Origin of the sequence: Nostoc sp. (genome assembly GCF_036917935.1) — a bacterium.
Classification (GTDB): Bacteria; Cyanobacteriota; Cyanobacteriia; order Cyanobacteriales; family Nostocaceae; genus Nostoc.
In genome coordinates, this window is the sequence record NZ_JBALEL010000040.1 from 12,298 (window position 1) to 31,998 (window position 19,701).

19 protein-coding genes are annotated in these 19,701 nt (G+C 42.0%); 13 read left to right on the top strand and 6 right to left on the bottom strand.

Annotated elements, in window-relative coordinates:
* Window positions 1-23 precede the first annotated feature (23 nt).
* The gene (locus tag V7K62_RS18370; RefSeq protein ID WP_334866433.1) at window positions 24-5,072 is read left to right on the top strand and encodes an nSTAND1 domain-containing NTPase; all 5,049 of its coding nucleotides are present in this window, start codon (window positions 24-26) and stop codon (window positions 5,070-5,072) included.
* A gap of 166 nt (window positions 5,073-5,238) precedes the next feature.
* Here the strand turns inward: V7K62_RS18370 and V7K62_RS18375 are convergent, their stop codons facing one another.
* Window positions 5,239-5,586 carry a hypothetical protein gene (locus V7K62_RS18375; protein ID WP_334866435.1) on the bottom strand — a complete coding sequence of 116 codons (348 nt, stop codon included), beginning with the start codon at window positions 5,584-5,586 and terminating at the stop codon, window positions 5,239-5,241.
* Between the two features lie 865 nt (window positions 5,587-6,451).
* On the opposite strand from V7K62_RS18375, the gene V7K62_RS18380 reads away from it, so the two are divergent.
* The 4 genes from V7K62_RS18380 (at window position 6,452) to V7K62_RS18395 (ending at window position 10,103) form a co-directional block, all read left to right on the top strand.
* On the top strand, window positions 6,452-7,288 hold the full coding sequence (locus V7K62_RS18380; protein WP_334866437.1) for a photosystem II manganese-stabilizing polypeptide: 837 nt from the start codon (window positions 6,452-6,454) through the stop codon (window positions 7,286-7,288).
* Window positions 7,289-8,049: 761 nt separating this feature from the next.
* Window positions 8,050-8,826: an RNA polymerase sigma factor SigF gene (locus V7K62_RS18385; protein WP_334866439.1), complete on the top strand. Its 777-nt coding sequence runs from the start codon at window positions 8,050-8,052 to the stop codon at window positions 8,824-8,826.
* Between the two features lie 159 nt (window positions 8,827-8,985).
* Complete coding sequence (locus V7K62_RS18390; protein WP_334866441.1) at window positions 8,986-9,849, top strand: hypothetical protein; 864 nt, start codon at window positions 8,986-8,988, stop codon at window positions 9,847-9,849.
* Between the two features lie 2 nt (window positions 9,850-9,851).
* A complete protein-coding gene (locus V7K62_RS18395; protein ID WP_334866443.1) occupies window positions 9,852-10,103 on the top strand; it encodes a hypothetical protein in 252 nt (83 codons plus the stop codon).
* Window positions 10,104-10,146: 43 nt separating this feature from the next.
* Here the strand turns inward: V7K62_RS18395 and V7K62_RS18400 are convergent, their stop codons facing one another.
* A complete protein-coding gene (locus tag V7K62_RS18400; RefSeq protein ID WP_334866444.1) occupies window positions 10,147-10,308 on the bottom strand; it encodes a hypothetical protein in 162 nt (53 codons plus the stop codon).
* Window positions 10,309-10,575: 267 nt separating this feature from the next.
* Between V7K62_RS18400 and glyA the strand changes: the two genes are divergently transcribed.
* Entirely contained in the window at window positions 10,576-11,859 is a 1,284-nt protein-coding gene (gene glyA / locus V7K62_RS18405) for a serine hydroxymethyltransferase (protein ID WP_334866446.1), read from the top strand.
* 127 nt (window positions 11,860-11,986) lie between these two features.
* Window positions 11,987-13,237, top strand: coding sequence for a competence/damage-inducible protein A (locus V7K62_RS18410; RefSeq protein ID WP_334866448.1), 1,251 nt, complete (start codon window positions 11,987-11,989; stop codon window positions 13,235-13,237).
* A gap of 64 nt (window positions 13,238-13,301) precedes the next feature.
* On the opposite strand, the gene V7K62_RS18415 is transcribed toward V7K62_RS18410, so the two are convergent.
* Entirely contained in the window at window positions 13,302-13,601 is a 300-nt protein-coding gene (locus V7K62_RS18415) for a hypothetical protein (RefSeq protein ID WP_334866450.1), read from the bottom strand.
* Between the two features lie 136 nt (window positions 13,602-13,737).
* Between V7K62_RS18415 and V7K62_RS18420 the strand changes: the two genes are divergently transcribed.
* The 5 genes from V7K62_RS18420 to V7K62_RS18440 all read left to right on the top strand — a co-directional run bounded on the left by V7K62_RS18420 (window position 13,738) and on the right by V7K62_RS18440 (window position 16,144).
* Entirely contained in the window at window positions 13,738-14,352 is a 615-nt protein-coding gene (locus tag V7K62_RS18420; RefSeq protein WP_334866452.1) for a hypothetical protein, read from the top strand.
* A gap of 43 nt (window positions 14,353-14,395) precedes the next feature.
* The gene (locus V7K62_RS18425; protein ID WP_334866454.1) at window positions 14,396-14,653 is read left to right on the top strand and encodes a type II toxin-antitoxin system HicA family toxin; all 258 of its coding nucleotides are present in this window, start codon (window positions 14,396-14,398) and stop codon (window positions 14,651-14,653) included.
* Complete coding sequence (locus V7K62_RS18430; RefSeq protein ID WP_334866456.1) at window positions 14,650-14,871, top strand: type II toxin-antitoxin system HicB family antitoxin; 222 nt, start codon at window positions 14,650-14,652, stop codon at window positions 14,869-14,871. The genes V7K62_RS18425 and V7K62_RS18430 overlap by 4 nt, the downstream gene beginning before the upstream one ends.
* A 325-nt stretch (window positions 14,872-15,196) precedes the next feature.
* Window positions 15,197-15,523, top strand: a complete 327-nt coding sequence (locus tag V7K62_RS18435; RefSeq protein ID WP_334866458.1) for a hypothetical protein — start codon at window positions 15,197-15,199, stop codon at window positions 15,521-15,523.
* Between the two features lie 12 nt (window positions 15,524-15,535).
* Window positions 15,536-16,144, top strand: coding sequence for a hypothetical protein (locus V7K62_RS18440; protein ID WP_334866460.1), 609 nt, complete (start codon window positions 15,536-15,538; stop codon window positions 16,142-16,144).
* A gap of 291 nt (window positions 16,145-16,435) precedes the next feature.
* On the opposite strand, the gene V7K62_RS18445 is transcribed toward V7K62_RS18440, so the two are convergent.
* Both V7K62_RS18445 and V7K62_RS18450 read right to left on the bottom strand, forming a co-directional pair.
* The gene (locus V7K62_RS18445; RefSeq protein WP_334866463.1) at window positions 16,436-16,810 is read right to left on the bottom strand and encodes a hypothetical protein; all 375 of its coding nucleotides are present in this window, start codon (window positions 16,808-16,810) and stop codon (window positions 16,436-16,438) included.
* Window positions 16,794-17,084, bottom strand: coding sequence for a type II toxin-antitoxin system prevent-host-death family antitoxin (locus tag V7K62_RS18450; RefSeq protein WP_334866465.1), 291 nt, complete (start codon window positions 17,082-17,084; stop codon window positions 16,794-16,796). The genes V7K62_RS18445 and V7K62_RS18450 overlap by 17 nt, the downstream gene beginning before the upstream one ends.
* Before the next feature lie 204 nt (window positions 17,085-17,288).
* On the opposite strand from V7K62_RS18450, the gene V7K62_RS18455 reads away from it, so the two are divergent.
* Window positions 17,289-18,083, top strand: coding sequence for an LmeA family phospholipid-binding protein (locus V7K62_RS18455; RefSeq protein WP_334866467.1), 795 nt, complete (start codon window positions 17,289-17,291; stop codon window positions 18,081-18,083).
* A gap of 190 nt (window positions 18,084-18,273) precedes the next feature.
* On the opposite strand, the gene V7K62_RS18460 is transcribed toward V7K62_RS18455, so the two are convergent.
* The gene (locus tag V7K62_RS18460) at window positions 18,274-19,665 is read right to left on the bottom strand and encodes a UDP-glucose dehydrogenase family protein (RefSeq protein WP_334866469.1); all 1,392 of its coding nucleotides are present in this window, start codon (window positions 19,663-19,665) and stop codon (window positions 18,274-18,276) included.
* Between the last annotated feature and the right edge of the window lie 36 nt (window positions 19,666-19,701).

Consider the following 19,701-nt stretch of genomic DNA (forward strand, 5'->3'; position numbering starts at 1 on the left):
CAATAACCAATGCCCCATGCCCAATGACTAATGACAAACAGCTACGCATCTACACCAAAGAAAATCAGCATACTTTGCAAAGACTGATTAGAGCGATCGCACTTTCCGAAGGTCAATTTGCTCTGATTTTAGTTCGATGTAACTATGGGCGATTGCGTGAGCAAATGTTAGAGAATATTCGCTCGCTCACCAAAGACATCTATATCAGAGAAATCGTTCTCAATCCTTCAACTACTTCCTTACACAGCACAATAATCTCAGAACTATCTTTAGATAATCCTGCCGTACTTACAGACTCTTTGCCATCTGCTGTGATGGTTTTCGGTATTGAGTCAACTACCGACCTGGAAAACTTACTTACAGGCATCAACCAAGCACGAGATATCTATGCTGCGACTTTTCCATTTCCAGTGGTGTTGTGGCTACAAGATGAAGTAGCATCATTGCTTTCCAGATTAGCGCCTGATTTCAAAAGCTGGGCTGCAACCACTATTAAATTTGAAATGGCTAAAGCAGATTTAATTGCTTTGATCTCTCAAGAGGAAGAATCTCTATTTGCCAAAGTTTTAGAAGCAGGTGCTGAAACGTTTTTATCTAATGCCTTCTTAGATTTAGATCCTAAGTCGCAACACCGCCACGAAATAGAATCAGCCCGTAATGATTTGCTGCGCCTGTATGGTGTTCAATTAACACCAGGATTAGAAGCTAGTTTAGAATTTGTGTTGGGGCGAGATAAATACGCCAACGATCAAATTAATGGTGCTTTAGCCAATTATCAAAGAAGCCTAGCATTATGGCAGCAGGAAGCGAGGAGAGTAGCAGAGTGGGAGAGTAATTCTTCTTTGCCCCTCTCATGTCCTCACCCTATGCCCCCCTCATCTTTACTTAAGCAAGCAATAGTACTATTCCACCTGGGGCTTTGTTATCACCGAATGGCAGACTTATACCAGAATACTAGTAGCTATTGCGAACATGCTCTGTCGTGGTTTAAACAATGCTTAGAGCTATTGGAGCAGGTACAAAGAGAAGACTTAGTTGCTAAATTCATTTTGCCTGCTTGTGAAATGCTGCAACGCTTACAAGCCTGGGATGACTTAAAAGAATTAGCTCAAAAGTCATTAAATCTACATAAAACTTATGGAACTGCCGCACAAGTTGCTCAAAATTATGGCTTTTTGGCAAACGTGGCGGCTTCTGAATCGAATTGGGCACTGGCTCATGAATTAGCGAATACAGCACTTTCTATCTCCGAAGAAGTAACACAAGTTTCTCTGCGAGATGCTTTGCGAAGACGACAACAAGAAAGTTGGTATCTTCTCTTGCTAGCACGTACACAACGGCATCTGGGTGAGTCGGAGGAAGCTATCAATAACTTGGAATGGGCGAGGGTAGTTTGTGAGCTACAACATCAGCCATTACTTTACTTAGAGATTTTAGAGGAACTGCGATCGCTTTACTTTTTTGAGCGTCATGATTATACAGAAGCCTTTAAGCTGAAGCAAGAAAAAATTAAAATAGAACATCAGTATGGCTTTCGTGCCTTCATTGGGGCAAGTCAATTACAGCCACAACGCCCCAGAATTAACCCAGTACTAGAGTCTCACAAAATACCATTTATTCCTGAAGAAATTGCTCAAGAAATATCTGCTTCTGGACGGCAACAAGATGTCAATCGCTTAATTGAAAGAATTACCCGCGCTGACTACAAACTCACAGTAATTTATGGGCCATCAGGTGTAGGGAAAAGTTCCATTCTCAAAGCTGGTTTAGTCCCAGCACTCAAGGGAAAAGTTATCGGTGAACGCATTCCTATCCCGATTGTTTTGTCTGTTTACACTGATTGGATGACAATCTTGATCGGCAGTATTAACCAAGCGCTAGCAGCCACAGGAATATCTCTTAATCTTGACTCTACACCCACTATAATACTAGAAAAAATTCGGTTAGCATCTGAGCGCAATTATACTATAGTTATCATATTAGACCAGTTTGAAGAATTTTTCTTTGTAAGTAATCCTCCCACACAAAGAATAGAGTTTTATAAATTTTTTAGTGAATGTTTAAACATTTCTTATGTAAAAACTATTATTTCATTACGAGAGGATTACTTACATCATTTATTAGAGTTTGAACGTTTGAGCCAGAAAACTAGTAGTGGATTATATGACTTAGGCGTAATTAATAAAAATATTCTCGATAAGGACATTCGCTACTATTTAGGAAAATTCTCTAGCCAAGATGCCAAAGCCATAATTCACAGTCTTACTCAACGTTCACATTATGAACTGAGTGAAGAATTAATTAACCGATTAGTGCAGGATTTAACAGGAGAACTAGACGAAGTACATCCAATTGAATTACAAATAGTTGGCGCTCAATTACAAATAGAAAACATTACCACACTCGGACAATACAAGCTTTGCGGTGGCTCGACAAAATTGGTGGAACGCTGGCTTGGGGAAGTTATCAAAGACTGCGGTCAGGAAAACGAAGAGTTAAGTTGGAAATTATTATTTGAGTTAACTGATGAAAAGGGGACACGACCATTAAAAACTAAAGCTGATTTAGCGGCTGCATTAGTTAATAATCATGATATAGATACAATATCAAGCTTTGACAATGTTGGGGAACTGATTTTAGAAATATTGGTGGGTTCAGGGCTGATGTTGCGAGTCAGAGAAGAGTTAGGCGATCGCTACCAGCTAGTTCACGATTATTTAGTTGAACCAATTCGCCAAAAGAATAATTATGGTATGCTCGCCGAATTAGAAAAAATCAAACTTGAAAAAACTAGAGCGGAAGTAGCCCAACAACTGAGTCAAAAACAACTCAATTTGATATTGCAACGGCGACTGCGGGAAGCACGGATAGCAGGCGCAGTCTTAGCAATCATGGGGGGAACAATAGCAGGACTATGGTGGCAAGCCGACTTACAGAAAAGAGCAGCAGTCCGCGAAACTCTACGAGCTGAACGCAGTGAAACCAACTTGAACATTAGTGCGATCACTGCTGCTAGCGAAGCTCTGTTTGCCTCTAATAAAGAGTTTGATGCCCTATTAGAAAGTTTGCGGGCTTGGAGAGGACTTAAACAGGCAGATGAAGTGCAGCCAGATACCCGAATGCGAGTGGTGACAGCCCTGCAACAGGCAGTTTATGGAGTAACGGAGGTTAACCGTCTGGAAGGGCACACTGATATTGTCTGGGGAGTAACTTTCAGCCCAGATGGTAAGTTGCTAGCATCAGGTAGCCGAGATCAGACAGTGAAAGTTTGGCGTCCTGACGGTACTTTACTCCAAACCCTCAAAGGTCACACTGATGCTGTTACTTGTGTAAGTTTTAGCCCAGATGGTCAAACTCTAGCATCTGCCAGCCTCGACAAAACAGTGCAAATCTGGCACAAAAACCCAGTTACAGGTAAATTTGACCCCAAGCCATATAAAACCCTAAAAGGACATGGAGATTGGGTTTATAGCGTTAATTTCAGTCCAGATGGCGAATTGTTAGCTACTGGCAGTAAGGATAAAACTGTAAAACTCTGGCGCAAAGACGGTAGCTTAGTAAAAATACTGAGGGGACATCAGGGGTGGGTTAACTGGGTAAACTTCAGTCCCGATGGTCAATTCATCGCCTCGGCCAGCGACGACAAGACAGTGAAAATCTGGCGACGGGACGGTAGCCTCGTTACAACTTTGCAGGGACATCAGAAGGGTGTGATTGTAGCTGTTTTCAGCCCAGACGGTAAATTGTTGGCGTCAACAGGTAGAGATAAGACAGTGAAACTTTGGCTCAGGAAAAGTAACAGCACTAAAGACGGTTTTGACTTTCGTCTTTACAAAACTTTACGGCAGCATAGCAGTACAGTGTGGAGTTTGAGCTTTAGTTCCGATAGTAAAAAGTTAGCTTCCGCAGGTGAAGACAATACCATAAACCTCTGGAGTACCACTGGTACCTTACTCAAAACCTTCAAAGGACACAGCGATGCTGTTGTCAGCATCGCTTTCAGTCCTAATAACAAATTACTGGCTTCAGGAAGTTTTGACAAAAGCGTGAAACTATGGAGTTTAGATGCCCCAACACCGTCTATTCTTCAAGGGCATCAGGATCGAGTTTTGAGCGTGACTTGGAGTCCCGACGGTCAGATGCTAGCTTCTGGTAGTAGCGATCGCACTGTCAAACTTTGGCAACGATACACCAGTAATGGCGAGGTCAAAACCCGATTTTACAAAACTTTGGTAGGACATACAAATAAAGTTCCTAGTGTCAGTTTTGACCCAAAAGGTGAAATGCTGGCTTCAGGAAGTTATGACAAAACTGTAAAACTTTGGCGACTTGACGGTACTTTAATCATGACTCTCTACGGACATACTGATAGTGTGATGAGCGTGAGTTTCAGCCCTGATGGTCAGTTTTTGGCATCAGCTAGCAAAGATAAAACAGTGAAACTTTGGAACCGTGAGGGCAAGTTGCTCAAAACCTTATTGGGACATCAGGGTTGGGTAAATAGCGTAAATTTCAGCCCTGATAGTCAGGTTCTAGCCTCTGCCAGTGATGATCAAACTGTGAAAATTTGGCTCAGGGATGGTACTTTGCTTAAAACTTTCTCGCCCCATGACAGCTGGGTGTTGGGTGTCAGCTTTAGTCCCACTGACGAGTTACTGGCTTCTGCTAGCTGGGATAACACCGTGAAACTGTGGCGACGGGACGGCACGTTGTTAAAAACGTTATTAAAGGGGTACAGCGATAGCGTCAATGCCGTAACTTTCAGTCCCAATGGTGAATTACTCGCCGCCGCCAGTTGGGACAGTACAGTGAAACTCTGGAGCCGTGATGGCAAATTAATTAAAAGTCTCAATGGGCATCGCGCTCCGGTATTAAGTGTTAGCTTTAGCCCAGATGGTCAAACACTAGCATCAGCTAGTGATGACAACACGATAATTTTATGGAATTTACACCTTGATGATCTGCTTGTTCGTGGTTGCAACTGGGTGGGTGATTACCTCAAGCACAACCGCAATCTTGAGGAGCGCGATCGCCTTCTTTGTGATGGCATAACCAGTACAAACCCTTTTTAATTAAGAATTACGTTAGCGAGTCATCGTTCGCTTTTAGCGTCTCGTAGAGAGCGTCATTACGAATTACGAATCACATTGAAGCCTCGATGAGCAACCGCTCTTGGTTTAGCGGTTGATGAGGCGATCGGAGTTGTTAATTCAGAGCTAGAAATAAATTTCGGGCTAATCAGCCAAAAGAGCGATCGCTATCCAAAACTTCATGGCTATTTTCTTCGGGAGCCTCTGGTGGCAAATTCGCTAAAAAGGCTTGTAGTCTCATCCGCTCAATGTAAGGCCAGCCTCCCTCAGACTCAATATCTTTCAGTAGTGAGTAGAGTTGCCGACGATTAACAGGTAAACTCTCTTGAAAAACCCCATCCCGGATCTCTCGGTGTAACTGCTCCAATTGCCGCAACAAAGCCAAAAGAGCTACAGTATCGTCTTCACAAGCTGTTACGGCATCATACACCACAGTTGCGATCGCTTGGAGTTTATAAGACAACTTCTCCGATTCAATATTTTTGTTATTGTTCATGCCACCCTTTTCGTATAAATGAGGCCAACTCAAATTTACCGGAGATTTTTAATTTTCCCTAGTTTGCCGGACTAGATTCATTAGCTGTGACTCTAGACAAGCAGTAAATGAGATGTACCTTCTATTAAGAGCTTCTAGATGGTTTTTTCTGAACTCCCCTTGTCCCCTGTCCCCTGACTTGCCCTATTCAGGGGTGAATATAACTAGATTTGTATCTTTATCAAAAGCAATTGCGATCGCTCCTAAAAGAGCGTAGTAACGTTTAGCATAGCCTTTACAGCAGCTAGATGCGATCAAGACGAGACTTTATTGATTAAGAGTACTTTGATTTTGAGTTAAAAAAAATCGTATGATCTGGCTGATTTACCCATCAAACAATGGGCTGTATGTAGTGGCGTCACATACATGATACAAAAAGACTTGGGCGACGCCGCTTTTGCTATATGCAAGAGCAAAGTGCGAAGCAGACACCCCTGTTCGCGCTCTTTGAGGCAAGCATTGATGCTGCTTTGTGTGGGGCTTACTCAGCCACCCGCCCAACTCTAACAAATGCCACCAACAGTAAAACTGCTGGTTTTTTGCTCCCCTAGTAACACACATCCAAAATGGATGCAGTGTGCTACTTAGTCTGGGGTTTACACCCCAAGCTCAAGAGAGCGACACGTTTAACTACGTTTAGCAACAGAAAAGTTTGAGCAGCAGCTAACAACCTAGACACCCGAACACTTGCTTCAACTCTCTTAATCAGAGCAAAGCCGTGTCCGATCAAAGGTAGCTTTTCGCAAAGTAGCAGCTTCTCATCAGAGATCAAAGCTTCGATGCAGTTTTACAACTTAGATATTAATTTTTGAGATTGAGGTTGACCATGAGGTATCGCGCTTTAATTGTTGCATTCTTGGCTTTGTGCCTGGGGCTAATAACCGCTTGTAGTGATGCTCCTACTAGTAGTAGTGGTAGAGATGTACTCACTTACGATCAAATTCGCGGCACTGGCTTGGCTAACAAATGCCCCCAACTAGCAGAAACAAGCCGTGGTTCCATTCCCATTGATTCTAGCCAGTCTTATGCCATCAAAGAACTTTGCTTGGAACCGACTAGCTTCTTCATCAAAGAAGAACCTGCTAATAAACGGCAAGAAGCAGAATTTGTGGCTGGCAAATTGTTGACCAGATACACTTCCACCATTGACCAGGTGCAAGGTAATCTAAAAATCAACGCAGATAATAGCCTGACCTTTACTGAAACTGATGGTCTTGACTTCCAAGCCATCACTGTGCAACTTCCTGGTGGTGAGCGAGTACCTTTCCTCTTCACCATCAAAAACTTGGTTGCTCAAAGCCAACCCAGTTTGACCAGTATTAACACCTCTACGGACTTTGAAGGCAGCTTCAAAGTTCCTTCCTATCGTGGTGCTGCCTTCCTAGATCCCAAAGGTCGTGGTGTCGTCAGTGGCTACGATAATGCTGTGGCTCTTCCCGCCCAAGCAGATGATGAAGAACTTACCCGCACTAACGTCAAGCGTGCTGAAAATCTCAATGGCAAGATTTCTCTGCAAATCGCTAAAATAGACAGTTCTAGCGGTGAAATTGCTGGTACTTTCGAGAGCGAACAGCCATCTGATACAGATTTAGGTGCTGGCGAACCTAAAGAAGTCAAGATTCGCGGTCTATTTTATGGACGGGTTGAACCGACTCGTGGCTAAATCTTCGCAAGTAAGGCAACTGACTGGCACTCAGAACGACAATTCTGTAAGTATTCAGACTTGATCACAAAAGTTAACCTATCTACCCTCTTTTTTCAAGAGGGTAGATAGGTTTTTGACAAACATGGGGAAAAGTAAAAGTTAAAACCGAGCAAAATTGTGGGCGAAATAGCCTTGGCAATTGGGAAAATTTTGATCCCTCAGTCTTGCTTGTGGGTCACTTGATTCATCCCTTTAACTTTTTCCCTTTCATTAAAAGAAATAGACTTAAGTAAAAAAAAGGGTGATATGCCCTTTTTTTTTATTAGCTTGCGTAAATATACATAATATTTTTTTAAAATTATTAGTAATTTTTAATTATTGGATAAATCCCAGTTTAATGGGCACGTAATTTTACTGTAAATCCAACTTTTGCTTATCAAACAAAAGCTCGACTACTATTTTTTCTCTCTAAATTAACTTCATCATTAATTAATTCAAGTTAAGTAAAATCTCGGTTTGATATTTAGTGATTAATTTTATATTTTATTCCTATGTGGTTCTAAAAAAGCTACAGGTCATACCAAAGATAAATAACCAACTAAATAGTGATTTCGCCGATTTAAATTTTGCTCGATTGTCAAGTAACCTATGGAATTTTGATAGAAAGTCTTTATTATTTACCATAGTATTTGCTAGGAAAAATAGCACGATATCGTGCGATCGCAGCTTAATTTAAAAGCGAATAATTGATTCTTTATTTGCTCAATAAACCCGGTGCTATGCCTACCACAGTCACCAACGAACTAAAGCACGAAATTTGGCAGTTGTTGCGAGAATATCAGCAATCTCCGTCAGAAAATATCCGCAATCAACTGGTAAAACTCAATTTTGGACTTGTGAGAAAAGAAGCTCACTACTGGACGAATCAATGTCATGAAACCTACGATGATTTGCTCCAGGTTGGATGTTTGGGTTTAATCAGGGCTATTGAAAGATTTGAACTTTCTAAGGGACATGCCTTCAGTTCCTACGCTCTTCCCTATATTCGGGGTGAAATTCAACACTATCTCCGAGATAAAGGTGTCACCGTGCGAATTCCTCGGAGATGGTTAGCGCTCCAACAGCAAGCAATAGGAGTTTCACGTTCTTGGCGTGAAAAACACAATCGTCAACCAACCGACTCGGAATTAGCAGCAGCACTGGAAATTTCTCCAAATGAATGGCAAGAAATTAAATTAGCATGGGTCAATCGCGCTCCCTTGAGTCTCGATGTGCCAATCCAAGATGGAGAAGAAGGTTCTACCTGCTTAGGAGAATTGGTTCCAGATCCTCACTATCGCAGCTTTCAACTGGCACAAGAAGACCAACTTCGCTTACAACAAGCATTGGTTCAGCTAGAAAAACGCACCCGCGACGTGTTGGAATGTGTGTTTTTGCAAGATTTGACACAAAAACAAGTTGCAGAACATCTGGGCATCAGTGTAGTAACAGTTTCCCGTAGAGTCAAGAAAGGACTGGATTTGATGAAAGAGCTTATGGGTGTGGCAGACGATTGACTGCAAACAAATGCCAACCCGCAGTTATACTGGGTAGCTAGTGCTAAAAATAACCCTTGAAATGTAAAAAATTAGGTTATAAAGGGAACATACTTTGCCTTTGATACAAATTTTAGGCATATTAATTTACATTTTTCCAATGGCTTTTGAGAAAGGCTCATGGGCATAACTTCAAAAATTACAATTGCAGCTATTCTAACTTTGGCGATCGCTGGATGTGCTTCTGAAGATACACAACAAGCCACCAATCCTGCGCCAATTCCCAAAATAGCAGCAAAGTCGCCACCAGCGGCTCAATCCTTTAAGAATCCAGTGATACCAGCCAAACAGGTTTCACAAGTTAATTCTTCATCTGTTAACTTGATTCAATCCACTAATGCTACAGAGCGGGTACGGTTAGTTGAGGTATCAAAAGATCGAAGTGACCCGTTTGCACAAGTTTTCGGGCAGATTTTCGGGCAGACGGTTCCCGGAATGCCTAAAACAATTGGAAGACCAGTTCCTGTGTTGCCTAAGCTACCTACTCCATCAGCAGTAAAACCAAAACCTCCAACACGCAGCATAGCTTTAAATCCAAAGAAAAATAACGTTTCTTCTCTACCAAAAAAAGTCAATCCTACCTTGACTTCAGTTTTACCCAAGGTTTTACCTCAAGTTGTCCCCAATCCTACTTTAGTCTCTGTATTGCCACCGCCAGCACAACCTGAGTTAGCAAGGGCAGTGATTGTGACTGGTGTAGTTCTAATTAGTAAGGAACCACAGGCAATTATCAAAGTACCGGATGAGCCAACAAGTCGCTATGTTCAGGCGGGACAGCGATTAGCAAATGGCGTACTGATTAAACGTATTGAAATGAATCAGGGCTACAACCCCATCGTCATTTTGGAACAATATGGTATAGAAGTTGCCAAAATGGTAGGGGAAGGGGCTGTCAACTCAACGCCGTCAGCTGCATCTGCTACCGGCAATCCTATTTCAGCGACAACGCCCCCCCAAAATACCTCTAATGTGGGAGCTTCATAAAGATGGAGACTAAGGAAAAAATTGAATTCGCTGGTTTGCCTTTAGCTGTCTATAGAGAAATAGCAGGGCATTTACGTCAAGTCGAAGGGGTGGAAGTGGATTTAATTCCCCAGTCATCCCAAGAGTTTGATTACAATCAAAGTCAAATTGGTGGCTTGAGCCTCTCGTGGACAGCAAACTCTAGCTTAGAAAGTCGGCAACGAGTTAACCAGATTTTGGCTTACTATCAAAATCGCTATATGAATCCTATTTGATTTTTTGATTTGTGAGAATTGCAACCCGTAGATCCCCGACTTCTTAGAGAAGTCGGGGATCTTGTTGTTCACGAATGATTAAGTAGGGCAATGGTGTCTGACCAATATCAAATTCGTCTCCATCCCCTTTAGGGGAAGTAGTCAGGCTGAAGCGATCGCCTTTCTCTCGCTCTTTGTTCCATAGAGCAGCGATCGCACTAAGCATTATTTAACACAGGTTCATAAAGAATACTGTCTAACGACCTCACAACACGCAGCAAGGTGAGGATTTCAAAAAGCAACGTTATGATAATTAATGCATTAATCGAGCTTGGGTCTAATAATAAATAAGTTGGCACAAATAAACCTCAATAGTACGGAGACGATTAATCGCCTCTGTACAGCAGTCAAAAACCATTCTTCTTGACTGTTATTTAGGTGCTGCCTCCAACCAAAATCAGCCGTTGTACAAATTTCTATAAGGATAATTGAAGTGACTAGGACTAATTCAGACTTTCTTTCCTCCAGTGATCCGGCGATCGCGGAGTTAATCAACGACGAACTACAGCGTCAGCGAGATCATTTGGAGTTGATTGCTAGCGAAAACTTTACCTCCGCAGCTGTACTGGCGGCTCAAGGTTCGGTACTGACAAATAAATATGCCGAGGGATTACCTGGTAAACGCTACTATGGCGGTTGTGAGTTTATCGACAAAATAGAGCAACTAGCGATCAATCGTGCTAAACAGATATTTGGTGCTGCTCATGCAAATGTGCAACCTCATTCTGGCGCACAAGCCAATTTTGCCGTGTTCCTGTCGCTGCTGCAACCAGGGGACAAAATTATGGGAATGGATTTGTCTCATGGGGGACATCTCACCCACGGTTCACCTGTAAATGTCTCAGGTAAGTGGTTTCAAGTTAGCCACTACGGTGTCAGCCAAAAAACAGAACAACTTGACTATGACCAAATTCGGGAGCTGGCGCTGAGGGAGCGTCCTAAGCTGCTGATTTGTGGTTATTCGGCTTATTCCCGGATAATTGACTTTGAAAAGTTCCGTAGCATTGCTGATGAAATCGGCGCTTACTTACTTGGCGATATTGCTCATATCGCTGGTTTAGTTGCTAGTGGTCTTCATCCCGATCCCATTCCTCATTGTCATGTAGTAACAACAACTACACATAAGACTTTACGCGGGCCTAGAGGTGGTTTAATCTTGACCAGCGACGCAGAACTAGGTAAAAAGCTAGATAAAGCTGTTTTTCCTGGCAACCAAGGCGGGCCATTGGAACACGTCATTGCGGGTAAGGCAGTAGCTTTTGGAGAAGCTCTGAAGCCTGAGTTTAAAACCTATTCTGCCCAAGTGATTGAAAATGCTCGTGCTTTGGCCGAACAACTACAAAATCGGGGTTTAAAGCTAGTGTCAAATGGTACTGACAACCATTTAATGCTCGTGGATTTACGTTCTGTCAGTCTAACTGGTAAGCAAGCGGATCAGCTAGTCAGTACTGTGAATATTACTGCTAACAAAAATACTATTCCCTTTGATCCGCAATCGCCATTTGTTACCAGTGGTCTAAGGTTAGGTTCGCCGGCAATGACCACGCGAGGTTTAGGAGTAGCAGAATTTACCGAGATTGGAAATATTATTAGCGATCGCCTGCTTTCTCCAGATTCCGACGTAGTTACTCAAGATTGTCGGCAACGGGTAGCGGCATTGTGCGATCGCTTCCCCTTATATCCTCACCTGGAAATTCCTGTACCAGCACTAGCATAATTGGGCAATTCAATTTTGGATTTTGGATTTTAAATTTTGGATTAAATTTCAATCTAAAATCCAAAATCTCAAATCTAAAATTCTTGCTCCCCCCACTCCCCACTCCCTACTCCCCTTCCCCAATCTAATGAGTGCAGAAATTATTTGTGTTGGTACAGAACTGCTGCTAGGAGATATCCTCAACGGCAATGCTCAATATCTCGCCCAACAATTAGCGCAGCTAGGTATCCCCCATTACTATCAAACAGTGGTTGGGGATAATCCAGAACGGTTGAAGCAAGTTATAGAAATTGCTATTTCCAGAGCGCAAATTCTCATTTTCACTGGTGGACTCGGCCCGACACCAGATGACCTCACCTGCGAAACCATCGCCGATTTTTTTAAAGTCCCGTTGGTAGAACGTTCTGACATCATCGAAGATATAACCCAAAAATTCGCCCAACGTGGTCGGGTGATGTCACCAAGTAATCGCAAGCAAGCTTTGATTCCCCAAGGTGCAGAAATTCTGCCCAACCCCAGCGGAACAGCACCCGGTATCATTTGGCAACCCCGCCCTGAAATTACGATTTTTACCTTTCCCGGTGTTCCTAGTGAAATGCATCTGATGTGGGAAGAAACAGCCGTGCCATTTCTCAAAAGTCAAGGTTGGGGTAAAGAAATTATTTACAGCCGGAGTTTAAAGTTTTGGGGTATTGGTGAATCTGCTTTGGCGGAGAAAGTTGCCTCCTATTTGAAGTTGCCAAATCCCACAGTAGCCCCTTATGCAGGTAAAGGGGAAGTCAGATTGCGAGTTTCTGCTAAAGCAACTTCAGAAGCAGCAGCAGAAGCCCTAATTGCGCCCATTGAGAAACAACTTAAAGAAATTGCCGGACTGGATTTTTACGGTGTCAATAATGATACCCTTGCTTCCGTGGTCGGTCAGTTGTTGCGAGCATCAAAAGAAACGCTTTCGGTGGCAGAATCTTGCACTGGTGGCGGTTTAGGGCAAATGTTGACTGACATTTCTGGGAGTTCTGATTACTTTTGGGGTGGAGTAATTTCTTATGATAATTCGGTGAAGGTTGGGCTGCTGGGGGTTAACCGAGAAGATTTAGATAAATTTGGGGCGGTAAGCGCTACCGTTGCAGAGCAAATGGCAATTGGGGTAAAAACTCGCCTTGCAACAACTTGGGGATTGAGTATCACTGGTATTGCTGGCCCAACTGGAGGGACAGATACTAAGCCAGTGGGTTTAGTTTACGTTGGTTTAGCTGGGCCAAAGGATGAAGTGGCAAGTTTTGAGTATCAGTTTGGTGCGGCGCGAGGTCGAGCTTTAATTCGTCATGTGAGTGCGAATGCAGCGTTGGATAATCTGCGGCGGAAGTTGTTAACGAGGTAGGTAATTTAAGAGCGCGGTATCCGCGTCTCTATCATCCTACACATTGCCTAATGAGATTTTGCTATTACTGAGTAACAACATTCAGTGGTTGCGAGACCGTATTCACAAGTACGAATTGGTCAGAAGTAAGAATGACATTTACGTATTCATAGCTTCCAATTAACTTTTGATTGGGGATGGCAATATCTACTGCATAACCTTCGGGATTTTCGTAGCATTCTACAATTGTTCCCAGAGTATTTTTAGGAATCATCTGGTCGGCAAAGTCTGGTTGCACTTCTACCAATGTTTTTATTTGATCGTAAAGTTTAGCGGCATCCTCTGCCTTTGGCAATGGATCGCACGGTTTCCAATCCTGATTCATTTACTACACCACACGCATATCAAATATTTTAAAAGCGATCGCACCCTCCATATTTAGTCCAAAGTAACTTGTTTGCAGGATTTAGGTGAGGATTAGTAAGTAGAGAAGTAATGCAGAATGGTTTAATCATACAGCTATGAGCAAAATTCCCATCCTTCAACCAAATAACTCGTACACTTTCAGAAGCTATTTTGAGATGGCATTCGAGCCAGAAGATATACTGGCTGAATTTGGCTATTCTTTAAAACGTTCTTCTCTCAATCTACAAAAGTCCAGCATTGAATTAGACAGACTCACAAATCTCAAATCTCGGATTGAGGAGAGTTTGCCATATATTAGTTTGACTAGTGAGGCAGCCCGCAGAGAGTTACTAATTGCCCCAATTTTATTGGATGTTGTTCATTACACCCACGCCCAACTTAGAATCGAATATCCTTTAATTGTTACAGAACAGTTAAAAGGTTCCCTTGACTATTATCTTCATGCAGACCATAAACTCTTAGTTGTAGAAGCTAAAAATGCTGATTTGGCAAGGGGCTTTACCCAACTTGCTGTAGAACTGATTGCTATTGATGCGTGGACTGATTCTCAAGAGGCAAATTTACAGGGGGCTGTTTCTACAGGGGATATTTGGCAATTTGGTTTATTGAATCGAGAAAGTAAACAAATAACTCAAGACCTCAATTTATATCGTGTTCCTGCTGATATAGAAGACTTGCTGCGTATTTTGGTGGCGATACTGAGTTGCTGATAAAGATGGCAATGTCTTCTTAAAAAAGGGATAGGATGTAGAAATGTCGAAAAAGCGTAAATTGCTAGAGAAAGTCCTTTCTGGTTCCAGAAATATTCAATTTCATGAACTGGTTACTTTGGTTGAGGCGTTTGGATTTTCTCTATCACGGATTAATGGCAGTCACCACATTTTTACTCATCCAGATATTCATGAGCTGATTAACCTGCAAAATCGAAAGGGCAAAGCTGTTCCTTATCAAGTCCGTCAATTTTTGATTTTGGTTGAAGAATATACACTCACTTTGGAGGATGAAGAATGAAAAACTATCATATTAATATCTTTTACAGTGAAGAAGATGAGGGCTACATTGCTGATATTCCTGATTTGAAATACTGTTCAGCATTTGGTTCAACTGAAGAGGAAGCGCTTCGTGAAGTTTTGCAAGCAAAAGCAGCATGGTTAGATGCTGCCAAAATGGAGGGCAAACCAATTCCTGAACCGAGATATCGACCTGCAATTTACCAGATAGCCTCATGATTAATGGATATGGTGCGATGTCTGACGACAAGCCGCTCCGCATCTACGCATTTTTGTGTAGAGATTGCGATCGCCCTCCTGTTTTTGGAAAGGCTGTTTCTTCACATATCCCTTATTTCATCAAACTCATTCTCGATTACGCGAACGGTGAGCTATAACTAGATGAAATGAAGGAGTGTGAGGGGTAGAGAGTAGATTAATGCTGGCATATTCGATGGCGCTAGCCACAGAAGACTAGTTGAGGTTATTCATTCTTGATTTATTATCTAATTGGTAAACGCGTAATATTTCTATCTGCTAAAGCGGTTCTGGAGCTACAAATAAAATGACTTTTTTATTAATTGCCATCCTGTTGACAATTAACTTAGGTGCTGGATGTTATTTGACTCTAGCTAATCCTCTAAAAATCTCAGAGCAAACATCAACTAAACTTATTTTTATTATTCGACCAAAAGTATTTTTAGGTGTGGGAATATTTTTTAGTCAATTATTTGTTCTATTTTTATTTGCGACTATTGTATTTACACCTATTACACAACTTGTCTGCAATCGTTATCCAAACAATATATCTACTTCAAATATTGATTTGAGTGCGGGACAAAATACTCTAAGAGGAATGTGTAAGTTAACAGAAAACTATTGGTTTGGTTAAGAAAAAAGTGAAGTGCTAGTTTCTGAGTTACTAGAGGCTAAATTGGAAACAGAGATGCAAACCGATAGTCAAGTTAAGCCTAGATACTCATATAAAATTTTACTATTAACTGATAAAGATAGCTTTCCTTTTACAGATAGAACATACCCAAAATTTAAACTTGAAGAATTACAATCAATAGTATTAAGAATTAACAAATTTTTGAAAAACCCTACAGATAACAATTTAGCGGTTATACTTGATGACACTTTTATGGGTTACATTGTTGTCAGGTTTACTGTATTCTGTGGAATATTAGCGTTGCTAATAGCGTCACCAGGTTTATTTATCATTTGTAACCTTGATAAGGAAACAAATACTGTAAAAATTAGCCGTTACAGGTGGTTTGGAACGTTAGGAAAAACAGTTTTTCAATATTCTTTGAACGAAATTACTGATGTTAAGCTTGAACGGATTGATACTAGTATAGATGAATACTTTTTTCGCGTTATTTTAGTACTAGAATCGGGTGATAATCTACCATTAACGCCCAATTATACTTCAAATTATATAAATGGAGATTCTATAGTTAGAGTAACTAAAGATTTTCTGGAACTCAAACATAAAGATAGTGCTAGATAAAAGCGTGAGATTGGTAAACTCAGAAAAATATGAGTTATGAAACCGGCTATGTCTCACATAAGCTTTTTAATAAAATTTGTACCCTCTGTAATTTAATTATTTCACCTTGAAACTTATATATTTCAACAGCTTTATAACAATCTTTTAATGCTGCTTGTATGTCTCCTAAATAAAAATGGAAAGCTCCTCATGCGTAATTATTGATAACGCTATAACTCTTCCTCATCAATTTCATCAGCTGTGAGGAGTGCTTGTGAGCTATGACGCACATAAAGTACATAAACAGTATCTTCACGAATTGTAAACAAAATACTTCTTGCATAAATCAAAAATTAAGAACCCCACCCCGCATTTGCTTACGCAAACGCTCCCCTCCCGAAGAGCGGGGAGGGGTTGGGGGTGGGGTGTTTGGGACTTTTGCAAGAGGTCTAAAATACGGTAGATATTTTTTGACTTGGCATAGAAAAGTTGACGCACTTCCTCAGAAAATACCTCATGTTCTAGAGCTAAGGCACACCGACGAGGTTTTTCTTGAAGAGATGCAATAGTATCCATCAACCCTCTAAACCACTGATCTGCATAGTCTGGGTTGTACTCTCTGAGCCACAGGTATGCTGCCTCAATTTGAGCGTCTGCTGTCTTGGCTGTCCTAACTTGAAATGCCATATTTCTGCTGCATTTCTTGCTCAAATTCCTTAACAGGTCTTGTCCTACCTGCGTCTACATCCTCCAGTCCTTTGCTGATTCCCGCAATTGTTTCTAACTGTTCCAAAAGCTCTAGAAGTTTCTGGTAAGACTCAGCATCTTGCACAACTAATTCTGCTTTGCCATTCACGGTTAACACCACCGGTTGTCCAGTTTCCTTCATTAGCTGAATAAATTTAGAAGTATTGCGCTTGAAGCTTGAGAGGGAGTGAATATCTCGAACGATGTTCAGCATGACTTTGATTATGCATTAAATTTGCACTAAATATAATGCTAGCATTCAGATTATTTCATCAGATTAGTAATATTTGACACATTGAACCTTTAACCATCAGCGATCCTATACCTACGCATCAGCACAATTAATCTGGGGATCGCTTGCTGTATTCTTGACAATTTGTTACAAAAGTACAAAGAACTTCTAGAGACCCAAAACCACATGTTCGGCGGACTTACTGGTTTACAAGATCCTAAAGGCACTGATTGGGGAGAGCGAATGCTCAACACCGTCGCCAGCCAAACGATTCGCCACCTGTTTACCCAAAGCGAGTCAGTAGAAGTCTTTGTGCGCTGCTACCCCTCCAGCAAGCTCTTGCAAGGCAGCATTGACAGCTTTAAAATGAGCGGTCGTGGCTTGGTGATTCGGAAAGATTTCGCGGTAGAGGAGATGTCTTTTGAAACCGATGCGGTTGCCATTGACTTCGGCTCAGTTTTAAGTGGCAAACTCAGCCTTAAGCAACCCACTCAAGCGATCGCTCAAGTAATCTTATCAGAAGCAGGCATCAACCAAGCCTTTAGTGCGGAACTGGTGAAAAAGCGCCTGCTGAACCTCACCGTACCATCCCTGACAGAATTATCTGGCGGAGAACCAGTCTCCTTTACGGAAGTTCAGGTACAGCTATTGCCTGAAAATCGCTTACATCTTGTAGCAAAAGCAGATTTAAACAATGGCGAACTTGTACCCCTGAGCATGATTCTAACTATAGGCATTGAAAGGCGGCGGCGAGTTTCTTTCAAAGATCCGAAAATTGAACTTGACCAAGTGCCAGAAGCACAACGGGAAATTTCGCAAACCTTGAGCGTGGCGCTGGTAGAAATTTTAGATAATATGGTCGATTTGGATCGTTTTGACCTTGATGGAGTGAAAATGCGACTCAACCGACTAGAAACTGAAGGTCAAAAACTTATTTTCAGTGGATATGCTGAAATTGAGCGTATTCCACATAGCGCTTGATATGATACTTTTACGTAAAAACGCCAAGTAAAGTGAAGCTTTAAACAAATAAAATACCGCCTAGATGATTCTAGGCGGTATTTTAAATCTTTAGGTTTTGAACGGAGTTAGGAGTTATTGTTTACAGATTGTAATTAATTTTCATTTATCACTCCTAACTCCTAACTCCTAACTCCTAACTCCTAACTATCTATCTTCCCACGCCTACATATTGGAATCCAGCGCGTACCATTGTTTCCGGGTCGAGGAAGTTACGACCATCGATGATAACGGGATGGGCCATCAGTTTCGCCATCTTCACATAGTCGAGAGTGCTGAACTGCTGCCATTCGGTGACGAGTACTAAAGCATCGCAGCCGTCAGCGAGTCTTTCGGCATCGGTTTCTACTAATACCCCAGAAAGACCATGACGCATACCTGTTTGGGAAATAATCGGGTCGTAAGCTTTGACTTTGGCTCCCAGTCGGTTTAGCTGCTCAATTAGGATGAGGGCTGGGGCATCTCGCAAGTCGTCGGTATCGGGCTTGAAGGTCAGTCCGAGTAGTCCGACTGTTTTGCCTTTGAGAATTTTCAGAACTTGTTGGAGTTTTTCCAAAGCAATCAATCGCTGGCGTTCGTTGACACTGACAGCGGATTTTAGTAGCTGGGCTTCATAACCATAGTCATCAGCAGTGTGAATCAGGGCGGAGACATCTTTGGGGAAACAAGAACCACCCCAACCAATACCAGCTTGTAAAAACTTGTTACCAATGCGAGAATCTAGACCGATACCTTTGGCTACTTGGGTAACATCAGCACCGACGCGATCGCAAATATTAGCAACTTCGTTAATAAAACTAATCTTAGTGGCTAAAAAGGCATTAGCGGCGTATTTGATCATCTCCGCCGAACTCAGGTCTGTTGCCAGAATTGGCACAGGGGGTAAAGATTGATCCTCAGCGTACTTGCGTTCCACAATTGGGGCATACAGTTGTTTCATTAAGGCAACTGCTCTTTGACTATTGCCTCCTAGTACAATGCGATCGGGGTTGAAGGTGTCGTGAACTGCCGAACCTTCGCGCAAAAACTCTGGATTGCTGACGACATCAAATTCGGCTGCTAACTCAGGTAATTTCTCATCACTCGATACCCCACCTGCGGTTACGAGTGTTTTCTGCTGTTCAGTAACACCATCTAGAACAAGCATCCGCACCCAGTCACCTGAGCCAATGGGTACTGTCGATTTATTCACGATCACCTTATAGCCACCGTTGAGATTTTCTCCAATCCCACGGGCTACAGCTTCGACGTAACGAGTATCACTTTCACCAGTGGGTAAAGGTGGCGTTCCTACAGCAATAAACAGAATTTCTCCGTGGGTAACTCCAGCAGCAAGATCACTAGTAAAATGAATCTTCTCTGTTTGAATAGCAGACTGCATAATTTCTGAGAGTCCTGGCTCAAAAATTGGGGACTGCCCAGACTTCATTAACTTAACTTTTTCTTCGTTGTTATCTACGCAAATTACATCATGCCCAATATGAGCCAAGCAAGCACCTGTAACTAAACCAACGTAACCAGTACCAATAACGCAAACACGCATTTTTTAACTCCTCACTTTTTTGGGCTTAGTTTTCAA

Coding starts and splice junctions, on each gene's coding strand:
- V7K62_RS18370 (WP_334866433.1), top strand. CDS start 24: ATGACTAATGACAAACAGCTACGCATCTACACCAAAGAAAATCAGCAT.
- V7K62_RS18375 (WP_334866435.1), bottom strand. CDS start 5,586: ATGAACAATAACAAAAATATTGAATCGGAGAAGTTGTCTTATAAACTC.
- V7K62_RS18380 (WP_334866437.1), top strand. CDS start 6,452: ATGAGGTATCGCGCTTTAATTGTTGCATTCTTGGCTTTGTGCCTGGGG.
- V7K62_RS18385 (WP_334866439.1), top strand. CDS start 8,050: ATGCCTACCACAGTCACCAACGAACTAAAGCACGAAATTTGGCAGTTG.
- V7K62_RS18390 (WP_334866441.1), top strand. CDS start 8,986: ATGGGCATAACTTCAAAAATTACAATTGCAGCTATTCTAACTTTGGCG.
- V7K62_RS18395 (WP_334866443.1), top strand. CDS start 9,852: ATGGAGACTAAGGAAAAAATTGAATTCGCTGGTTTGCCTTTAGCTGTC.
- V7K62_RS18400 (WP_334866444.1), bottom strand. CDS start 10,308: ATGCTTAGTGCGATCGCTGCTCTATGGAACAAAGAGCGAGAGAAAGGC.
- V7K62_RS18410 (WP_334866448.1), top strand. CDS start 11,987: ATGAGTGCAGAAATTATTTGTGTTGGTACAGAACTGCTGCTAGGAGAT.
- V7K62_RS18415 (WP_334866450.1), bottom strand. CDS start 13,601: ATGAATCAGGATTGGAAACCGTGCGATCCATTGCCAAAGGCAGAGGAT.
- V7K62_RS18420 (WP_334866452.1), top strand. CDS start 13,738: ATGAGCAAAATTCCCATCCTTCAACCAAATAACTCGTACACTTTCAGA.
- V7K62_RS18425 (WP_334866454.1), top strand. CDS start 14,396: ATGTCGAAAAAGCGTAAATTGCTAGAGAAAGTCCTTTCTGGTTCCAGA.
- V7K62_RS18430 (WP_334866456.1), top strand. CDS start 14,650: ATGAAAAACTATCATATTAATATCTTTTACAGTGAAGAAGATGAGGGC.
- V7K62_RS18435 (WP_334866458.1), top strand. CDS start 15,197: ATGACTTTTTTATTAATTGCCATCCTGTTGACAATTAACTTAGGTGCT.
- V7K62_RS18445 (WP_334866463.1), bottom strand. CDS start 16,810: ATGGCATTTCAAGTTAGGACAGCCAAGACAGCAGACGCTCAAATTGAG.
- V7K62_RS18450 (WP_334866465.1), bottom strand. CDS start 17,084: ATGCTGAACATCGTTCGAGATATTCACTCCCTCTCAAGCTTCAAGCGC.
- V7K62_RS18455 (WP_334866467.1), top strand. CDS start 17,289: ATGTTCGGCGGACTTACTGGTTTACAAGATCCTAAAGGCACTGATTGG.
- V7K62_RS18460 (WP_334866469.1), bottom strand. CDS start 19,665: ATGCGTGTTTGCGTTATTGGTACTGGTTACGTTGGTTTAGTTACAGGT.